9 protein-coding genes are annotated in these 5,776 nt (G+C 39.0%); 3 read left to right on the top strand and 6 right to left on the bottom strand.

What is annotated here, in order from left to right; genetic code table 11:
* Positions 1-26: 26 nt before the first annotated feature.
* The 6 genes from HZC45_07150 to HZC45_07125 form a co-directional block, all read right to left on the bottom strand.
* On the bottom strand, positions 27-515 hold the full coding sequence (locus HZC45_07150; GenBank protein ID MBI5682924.1) for a response regulator: 489 nt from the start codon (positions 513-515) through the stop codon (positions 27-29).
* A 40-nt stretch (positions 516-555) separates the two neighbouring features.
* The gene (locus HZC45_07145) at positions 556-1,164 is read right to left on the bottom strand and encodes a diheme cytochrome c (protein ID MBI5682923.1); all 609 of its coding nucleotides are present in this window, start codon (positions 1,162-1,164) and stop codon (positions 556-558) included.
* 24 nt (positions 1,165-1,188) lie between these two features.
* A complete protein-coding gene (locus HZC45_07140) occupies positions 1,189-1,632 on the bottom strand; it encodes a DUF1924 domain-containing protein (GenBank protein ID MBI5682922.1) in 444 nt (147 codons plus the stop codon).
* A 17-nt stretch (positions 1,633-1,649) separates the two neighbouring features.
* Positions 1,650-2,819 carry a cytochrome b/b6 domain-containing protein gene (locus HZC45_07135; GenBank protein MBI5682921.1) on the bottom strand — a complete coding sequence of 390 codons (1,170 nt, stop codon included), beginning with the start codon at positions 2,817-2,819 and terminating at the stop codon, positions 1,650-1,652.
* A gap of 27 nt (positions 2,820-2,846) precedes the next feature.
* Positions 2,847-3,155 (bottom strand): PepSY domain-containing protein, encoded by a 309-nt coding sequence (locus HZC45_07130; protein ID MBI5682920.1) that lies wholly within the window; start codon positions 3,153-3,155, stop codon positions 2,847-2,849.
* A gap of 156 nt (positions 3,156-3,311) precedes the next feature.
* Positions 3,312-3,968, bottom strand: a complete 657-nt coding sequence (locus HZC45_07125; protein ID MBI5682919.1) for a dTMP kinase — start codon at positions 3,966-3,968, stop codon at positions 3,312-3,314.
* Positions 3,969-4,137: 169 nt separating this feature from the next.
* Here HZC45_07125 and rpmE point away from each other — a divergent pair, with 169 nt between their 5' ends.
* The 3 genes from rpmE to HZC45_07110 all read left to right on the top strand — a co-directional run.
* A complete protein-coding gene (gene rpmE, locus HZC45_07120) occupies positions 4,138-4,356 on the top strand; it encodes a 50S ribosomal protein L31 (protein ID MBI5682918.1) in 219 nt (72 codons plus the stop codon).
* A gap of 13 nt (positions 4,357-4,369) precedes the next feature.
* Positions 4,370-5,062 carry an FAD-dependent thymidylate synthase gene (locus tag HZC45_07115; protein MBI5682917.1) on the top strand — a complete coding sequence of 231 codons (693 nt, stop codon included), beginning with the start codon at positions 4,370-4,372 and terminating at the stop codon, positions 5,060-5,062.
* An 87-nt stretch (positions 5,063-5,149) separates the two neighbouring features.
* Positions 5,150-5,776: PCRF domain-containing protein (locus tag HZC45_07110; GenBank protein MBI5682916.1), on the top strand; the 627-nt coding region annotated here is incomplete at its 3' end.

Raw genomic sequence — 5,776 nt, 5'->3', positions numbered from 1 at the left:
GTTCTAGTAATAACCCGTTCTTTATTCTATGCAAGATATTCAAGGAGCGAGTCCTCCTTTGCTGACAAAAAAATCTCTTTACCTCCTCTTTTTACCGTATGGCTTGCTGTATTTATCTCAAGGTCTTCTATGGTTATAACAGGACTCTTAACATCCTTTCCCCTTCTGAGTAACGACCTTATTCTTGCCAGAAGTTCTCCAAACTCAAACGGCTTTGTAAGATAATCGTCAGCGCCAGTGTCAAGTCCCTTTATCTTATCTAATGTTGTATCCTTTGCTGTAAGGAGGAGGACAGGGGTTTTGATGCCCTTTTTTCTTATAGTTTCCAGTATCTTAATACCATCTATTTTTGGCAGCATAATATCAAGGATAATCACATCTGCAGGCATATTTTCTGCCAGATACAGCCCTTCCTCGCCATCATAAGCCGCATCAACACTATAGCCTTCTTCTTGCAGTCCTTTCTTGATTATTGAGGCAAGGGCTTTTTGATCTTCAATGAGTATTATCCGCACAATACTTCCCACCTATAGAGGGATACAATCACCTTTATATCTACTTTGGTATAACGACATTACTGTCCCCAAAATCACCTTTGTCCGCTGTCTTATGGCATGCCCCGCAATTTGCAAAACTGCCGATAGCCTGCCGTTTATAAACATTCGGCTTAATTTCACGGTGTTTATCTACTATATATGGAACTTCTGTAATCCTTGTTGGACTGGAAGAACCGATACTATTCATTATTTTATATGACCTTTTGTTTTTAGATTTATCAGCAGAATTTGCATTAAGGTAAGATAATATCTCATTTGTTGTTTTTTCATCAAGTGAAAGATTTTCCCCAAAGTGCCTTTCTGAGTTTTTCATTATTATCTGCCATGAACTTGCAGGAAGAAGTCCTGGCTGATATAAAAAATGGCATGAGGAGCATTCCTGTTTATACATCACATTATCCACAACGGGCAGATATCTTTCACCCCCTTTATCTCCTTCATGCCTCTCTGCTATTTTACCCATAGAGAATAATTCCCCAGAATTATTAGATCCCCCCCCTTTTTTTCCTTTATACCATCTATCCTTTTCGTCGCCAAAGGCATTACGATGAGTCATAATTGATAATACAAATACCGCAAGTATCAGAACTCCGAATTTGATTTTCATATACCTTCCTCCTTTTTTGATTTATTATAGTGAGAGCATGTATGTTACAAAATCACCTTTCTCTTTTGCCGTGCATTCCCTTTCAAGAACCCCTTCACAGTTTCTCTTAAACCATTTTTCTACATTCTTCGGGTCAGTAAAACGGTTTTTATTGACTGTAGGTGATAGAGGCTCTATTACCTTGCCAACCGGGGTCCTTCCCTGCTGTGCAGGATTATCTGTATGGCACTTTGTGCATGAAATCTCCTCTTTCTTTTCCGAATGCTGCCTTTTTGAGTAAAACAGTTTTTTGCCTTCTTCTGCACTAAATGACTTTAATCCCGGTTCTTTCTTTTTCGCCTCTGTCATGTATGAATCCACAAGAGATTGCATCTGTGGATTAAGGGACTGTCCTGCGTGGAGAGGCAATTCTTTTGAAACTAATAGCAAAACAGTTAAACCTAAAGCATAGAACATAATCTTTTTCATTTAGAACCTCCTGTTTTTTATTTCGGGATATGGATATCTTTATCCTCAAACGAACCTACCTCTGCCCCCGGATGGCAGGCTGTACAGTTGCCTTTGCTGACTATTGTCTTTCTGTTATAAACCTCTGCAGGTATATCCGCATGTTTGTCTATCCAGTAAGGAGTTTTTGTAATTGATAAAGGCGCCTCTCCTTTTTTAATAGACCGTAGTATTTTTTGAGACGCCTCTGTCATGGAATGCTCTGCAGAGGATGCTGCAAGGTAATCCATCACCTCCTTTTGCGTAGTTTCATCAAGCGACACATTCTCGCCAAAATGGTCGTCAAGGTTTGCCATAAGTCTTTTCCATGAAACAGCAGGAAGCAAGGTTGGATGGAAGCCATTATGGCATGAGGCTGCACATTCTGTTTTCCATGTTTTATTGAGCGCTAGTTTTACAACAAAACCTTTATCGTCTGTAACCCTGTACTGTCCAATATCTGAAAACTCTTTCTTGCCCTCTGGAGGGATAAATACAATCCCTATCCCAGCCATTATTGTTACTATAATCCATACAGCAAGCCTGACAATAGAACGACCTTCCCTTATCTTTATATGAGAAACCCTTTCTTCCCACATTTTAGGTTTTTCTTTTTTACCTGTAATCATGGAAAGGATTATATTTTCCCTTAATACAAAGTCATGGAAAAGGGCAGCACAGATATGGGTGACTATTATTGCTATTATTATGTAAACCAGAATGCGATGCAGTAGTTTGGCAATCTCTGCAATCTTATAGGTAAAAATACCTGCAAATACTCCAGAGTTTTCCTCTCCGCTGTATGTGATTATTCCAGTAGTGACTATAGCAGCAGTCAAAAGGAGCATAATGACTACAATCCAGCCGACAGCAGGGTTGTGTCCTATATACCTCGGCAGTTTTAATGATATGGCGCCTGCAATAAATGATTTGACCTCTTTCCAGTTTTTTATAAATTCTGAAAATCGGGCATACCTATTGCCTGCAAATCCCCAAAGGATGCGGAATATAATCAATCCCCCTGCTATATATCCAGCGATCGTATGATATTCCAGATACCATTCGGCTCTTGATGTAAGATATGCTGTAATATAAACTGCAACCAGAAGCCAGTGGAACAGCCGTGTCGGTATATCCCATACCAGAGTTTTACTTTCTATATGTTTCATATCTTTTTGCATGATTTGAGCCTTTGATCATCTTTTATAATATTTCTTCTTGTCTTTTTCCTTATCTCTGTTGGATGATTTTTTGTATCTTTCCAAAATACTTCCGTCAATAGCATCTACATAGACCTTTTCTATTGATCCATCAGATGTCTTAATCTTGATTTCATAGTAACCCTTTTCCAGTTCAGCCTTCATTACACTGCCGGGCATATTTTTTATGGCAATGGCAATTGCCTCTTCCAGAGTGATTTCATTTTTCTCTCCTTCAGTGTATGAAATAGTTGAAAAACCAGCCAGTACCACAAAGGCTGTGAATATTGTCAATATCCTTTTCATTGCGGATTCATCCTTTTATAAATTGTGTCCATGCAGATGACACTACCCATTATAAGAATAGAAGATTAAGGGAAGATTAAAATGAATGGTGAATGGAGTTATAATGCTTGAAGATGCGTATGATATTCTTGTGTGTCTTGCAGTTTTGAATTTAATTTAATCGCTCAATTTAGGTAATATTTTATCAACCATTTCACATACATCCTTGTGGATAGCCTCTATCTCTCTTTCTCCATCTATAACCTTTATTCTCTCAGGTTCATTTGCAGCAATCTTTAAATATCCGTTTCTTACCTTTTCATGAAAGGCAGCCCCCTCTTTTTCAAACCTATCTTCTTTGTCTGCTTCCCCTATACTATTTATTCTTGTCCATGCCCGAGTTAGCCCTGTTTCCACATTACAATCAATAATAAATGTTAAATCAGGCAATAATCTTCCTGCAACAAGTTTGTTTATCCAAGTTACAGTTTGTAAATCAAGACCCTTGCCATAACCCTGGTATGCTGTTGTTGAATCTATGTATCTATCACATATAACAATCCTCCCCTCCGTGAGGGCAGGTTTTATAACCTCTTCTATTATCTGTAATCTGCATGCCTCATAAAGAAACAATTCTGTCCATGCTGTAAATGGTTCGTGGCCGCTGTTAAGTAGCATGGTTCTTATCTTTTCACCAAGTCCTGTTCCGCCCGGCTCCCTTGTTACAATTATGCTGCATCCTTTTGATTCAAGATACTCCCTCAGCATCTTTATCTGTGTTGTTTTTCCACACCCCTCAATCCCCTCAAATGTTATGAAGATACCAGTGTTCATAGAGTTTAAAGTTTTGTAACTGTTTTTCATGCTACAGGAAAATAATATACAAGGCAAGGATTTTTGGAGTAATTGTTGGAGTAATTGTTGGGGTAATAAAATCTTCTTGCATTTTTTTTTAACTATTGTTAGTATTAACACATTAATAGATTATTCAGGAGTTTGACTAATGAAAGAAGGTATTCACCCTAAATATGGGATTACAACAATAGAATGTGCCTGCGGCTTTGTTGTAGAAAGCCGTTCAACAAAGAAAAATATAAAGGTGGAAATCTGTTCAAACTGCCATCCATTTTTTACAGGAAAACAGAAGTTTGTTGACACTGCAGGCAGGGTAGAAAAATTTAAGAGGAAATACAGCAAAAAAACCGCCGAAAAAACTGCGTAAAGGGATAAGGCAGGTGGATATAACCCTCCTTAATTTTACTCCAGAGCCAGAAAAGACAGTAGTTCTTGCTGCCAGATTATGTTATTCTGATAGTAAAATCACAGAGTTAGAAGATAGAATTAAAGGATTATCTTACAATAAATTTCTTGGTAAGATTTTAAGTATGGGGCATCTTTCAGTTCTGGAGCATGCCTCATTTACATTTGGGATAGAGGGAATCTCAAGGGTGACATCCCATCAACTTGTCCGTCATCGTCTTGCCTCTTATTCTCAACAGAGCCAGAGGTATGTTAAATTCGGCAAAGATTTTGAGTATATCATGCCTGAGACTATTGCCTCAAATGCCAAGGCAAAAAAGGATTTTATAAAAACTGTCAAATCCATTCAGGACGCCTATAAAAAACTCGTGGATATCGGCATACCTGCTGAAGACGCAAGATATGTCCTGCCAAACGCAGCGGCAACAAAAATCATTGTTACAATGAATGCAAGGGAACTTCTTCATTTCTTTCATTTAAGATGCTGCGAAAGGGCACAGTGGGAAATCAGGGAAATGGCAGCAAGGATGCTGAAGTTGGCGCGTGAAAAATCACCTGTCATATTTAGCAAGGCAGGTCCGGGCTGTGTCAGCAAGGGCAGATGCACAGAGGGTGATATGACCTGCGGCAGACCTGATGAAATAAGGGAAAAATTTAGGAAACTGTAAAAACAGGCTATGGGCAATAGGCTATAGGCAATAGAAAAATAGATTCTAGCCTATAGCCGATAACCCATAGCCTATTGCCTATTTATTATGCTTTTACGACTGCAAGAAATAGAAAAAAGGTATAATGAAATCAGCAAACTCTTGAGTGATGCTAGTATCATATCTAATCAGGAGTTGTTTAGGAAACTTTCAAAAGAGCATTCTGATATATCAGAAATAGTTGAGGTATATCAGGAGCATAAGAAGGTTGAGATTGACTTAAGGGAATATAAAGAGTTTCTGGAGGGTAAGGACGAAGAATTAAGGCAGATGGCAAAGGAAGAGGTGCCGTTTTTGCAAGAAAGATGCAGTAATCTTGAAGAAAAACTCAAGATCCTTCTCCTTCCAAAAGACCCAAATGATGAAAAGAATATACTCCTTGAAATCAGGGCAGGCGCAGGCGGCGATGAGGCGGCAATATTTGCTGCCGACCTTTTCAGGATGTATTCAAAATACGCCGAAGTTCAAAAATGGAAGGTGGAAATCTTAAGCAGCAGTCCGACAGGAATTGGCGGATTAAAGGAGATTATAGCCATTATCGCCGGCAAAGGCGTATACAGCAAATTAAAATATGAGAGCGGCGTGCATCGTGTTCAGCGTGTTCCTGCAACAGAGGCATCCGGCAGGATACACACATCAACTGTCACTGTGGCGGTGCTGCCTGAGGCTGAAGAT

The sequence above is a fragment of the Deltaproteobacteria bacterium genome, from assembly GCA_016223005.1.
In the GTDB taxonomy this organism is placed as follows: Bacteria; Desulfobacterota; GWC2-55-46; order UBA9637; family GWC2-42-11; genus JACRPW01.
This window is presented reverse-complemented; position numbering and strand designations above follow the sequence as displayed.

What these genes read in the sequence shown, in the direction of transcription:
- HZC45_07145 (MBI5682923.1), bottom strand. Translation starts at nt 1,164, where the DNA reads ATGAAAATCAAATTCGGAGTTCTGATACTTGCGGTATTTGTATTATCA.
- HZC45_07140 (MBI5682922.1), bottom strand. Translation starts at nt 1,632, where the DNA reads ATGAAAAAGATTATGTTCTATGCTTTAGGTTTAACTGTTTTGCTATTA.
- HZC45_07135 (MBI5682921.1), bottom strand. Translation starts at nt 2,819, where the DNA reads ATGAAACATATAGAAAGTAAAACTCTGGTATGGGATATACCGACACGG.
- HZC45_07130 (MBI5682920.1), bottom strand. Translation starts at nt 3,155, where the DNA reads ATGAAAAGGATATTGACAATATTCACAGCCTTTGTGGTACTGGCTGGT.
- HZC45_07125 (MBI5682919.1), bottom strand. Translation starts at nt 3,968, where the DNA reads ATGAACACTGGTATCTTCATAACATTTGAGGGGATTGAGGGGTGTGGA.
- rpmE (MBI5682918.1), top strand. Translation starts at nt 4,138, where the DNA reads ATGAAAGAAGGTATTCACCCTAAATATGGGATTACAACAATAGAATGT.